At 69.8% G+C, this 2,004-nt stretch carries 2 protein-coding genes and 1 pseudogene; 1 reads left to right on the forward strand and 2 read right to left on the reverse strand.

Going from position 1 to position 2,004, the window contains the following annotated elements; all coding sequences use genetic code 11:
• Positions 1-45 precede the first annotated feature (45 nt).
• The gene (locus ABT324_RS33280; RefSeq protein ID WP_351185872.1) at positions 46-963 is read right to left on the reverse strand and encodes a CPBP family intramembrane glutamic endopeptidase; all 918 of its coding nucleotides are present in this window, start codon (positions 961-963) and stop codon (positions 46-48) included.
• A 164-nt stretch (positions 964-1,127) separates the two neighbouring features.
• Between ABT324_RS33280 and ABT324_RS33285 the strand changes: the two genes are divergently transcribed.
• Positions 1,128-1,682 (forward strand): Uma2 family endonuclease, encoded by a 555-nt coding sequence (locus ABT324_RS33285; RefSeq protein WP_351185875.1) that lies wholly within the window; start codon positions 1,128-1,130, stop codon positions 1,680-1,682.
• Between the two features lie 42 nt (positions 1,683-1,724).
• Here the strand turns inward: ABT324_RS33285 and ABT324_RS33290 are convergent.
• Positions 1,725-2,004, reverse strand: a pseudogene (locus ABT324_RS33290) (hypothetical protein); the annotation flags it as partial.

Below are 2,004 nucleotides of genomic sequence, written 5' to 3' on the forward strand. Positions count from 1 at the left end.
GTCGTTGTGCGTGGGCATGATTCCTTCCTCCCTCGCGAGTGAGATTCACACCACCCGCGCTCCCGTTGCGGGCATCGGTTGTCGACGTCCGAGGAGGCTGGCTTCGATGCCGAAGCCGCCACCGGTGAGCAGCTCGGCGCTGCCCGGAGCACCGCCCATGCTCAGCATCGCCGTCTGCACGTCCATGCCGGAGACCTCGATGCCGTAGACGTTGCCCTGGCACCAGTTCCACACCGCGTGGAAGGCGCACACACCCCACAGCCCACCTTCGGCGAGCGCCCAGAACGCCAGCAGCAGCGCGATGAGCAAAATGTTGACCAGGGCCACCGGGGTGACGCCCGGGTTGGCGCCGTGCAGTAGCGAGAACACCACGGCCTGCAGGGCGACCGCAGCGGTCAGGCCCCACTTCCGGTAGGTCACCTGCATCAGGTACCCACGGGTGATGACCTCCTCGGTGCTGGCCTGCACCGCGAACCCGACGAGCGCGACGAACGCCCACCCCACCTGCGCGACGTGCACCGCCCCGATGTCGTACTGCCCGCTGAGCAGGTTCACGCCGACCGGCACGCCCAGCAGCACCACCGCGACGGCCACACCGATCCCCAGGTGCGCGCCGAGGCGCGGAGCGGGGAAGAACCCGACGCTGCCGAACGGCCGCCGCTCCTTGAACCAGATCCACAGCGCGAGCATCCCGACGATGCCGAGGAAGCTGAGCAGCATCGCGAGCTGGTCGACCAACGTCATCGTGCCGCCGCGCGCAGCCGTCGCCGAAGCCCCGAGCGCGGGGAACAGCACCAGCGCGACCACCGTCTGCCCCACCAGCAGGCACACCACGACCACGACCAACCCGACGACCGGCCCGGTGGGCCGCCGCGCCCGGTAGATCCCGCCCAACAACGGCGACGGCAGGTCCCGGTCAGGCCGACCGGGTACCGGACCATGCGCTCCCCGTTCGTTCACCACACCCGGATCATCCCCGATACCCCCGCGCCGATCACCACCGGTTGCATTCGGTGACCCGCAGTGAAGACCCGGTCGTGCAAGATCCCCGTTGACCTGGTGATCCGGCTACGCCGGTCCAGTACCAACGGGGAGAGGACTCGCCAGTGACCGCACTTCCCGACTGGATGGCCTTGCCGCCCGAAGGGCTGAGCGCCGCGGGGTACGAGGCTCTGCCCGCGGAAGTGTGCCGCCACATCGAGGTTGTCGATGGAGCCATCGTCGTGATCCCCGCCCCTCGCCGACTGCACCAGATCACCGCTCGTCGGCTGGCGAACGAGCTGGAGCAGTCCGCTGGCCCCGATCTCACCGTCGCCACAGACGTCGACCTGCGGTTGCGCGACGTGCCGCTGCTCAACCGCCGAGCCGACGTCGTCGTGTACGACTCCGCTCTCCCGGACGACGCGGTGCTCCGGCCGCAGCACTGCCTGCTGGTGGTCGAGGTGATGTCCCCCGGCTCGGTCACCGCTGACCAGACCGCCAAGCCCGCCGAGTACGCCGCTGCTGGCATCGAGCACTTCTGGCGGTTCGAGGCCGGTGCCGACGACGGCCAGCGGCTGACCGCGTTCCGCTACCGGCTGGACCCGACGACACGGCTCTACTCCTCAGCAGGGGTGGACACCGACGAGGTGACGGTGTCCGACCCCGTTGAGCTGAGCACCAGCTTCGACTCCCTGCTGTGACCACCCCGTCGCAGCGGTGCGCACGGGTTCGGCTCCGGGTGATCACATGTCCAGGCCGAGGTCGAGCGCCGGGGAGGAGTGGGTGAGGCCGCCGACCGCGAGGTACTGGACGCCGGTTCGCGCGTAGTCCGCCGCCACGTCGAGCGTCAGGCCGCCGGAGGCTTCCAGCTCCGTGCTCGGGGAGGCCTCGCGGACCCGGCGGACCGCCTCCGCGCACTGGTCGGGGGTGAAGTTGTCCAGCAGGACCAGGGACACGTCCTCGTTGATGCGGATCTCCCGCAGCTGGCTCTGCGGTTCACCATCGGGCTGGTAGGCCTGGATC

Source organism: Saccharopolyspora sp. NPDC000359 (assembly GCF_040300525.1).
GTDB lineage: Bacteria > Actinomycetota > Actinomycetes > Mycobacteriales > Pseudonocardiaceae > Saccharopolyspora.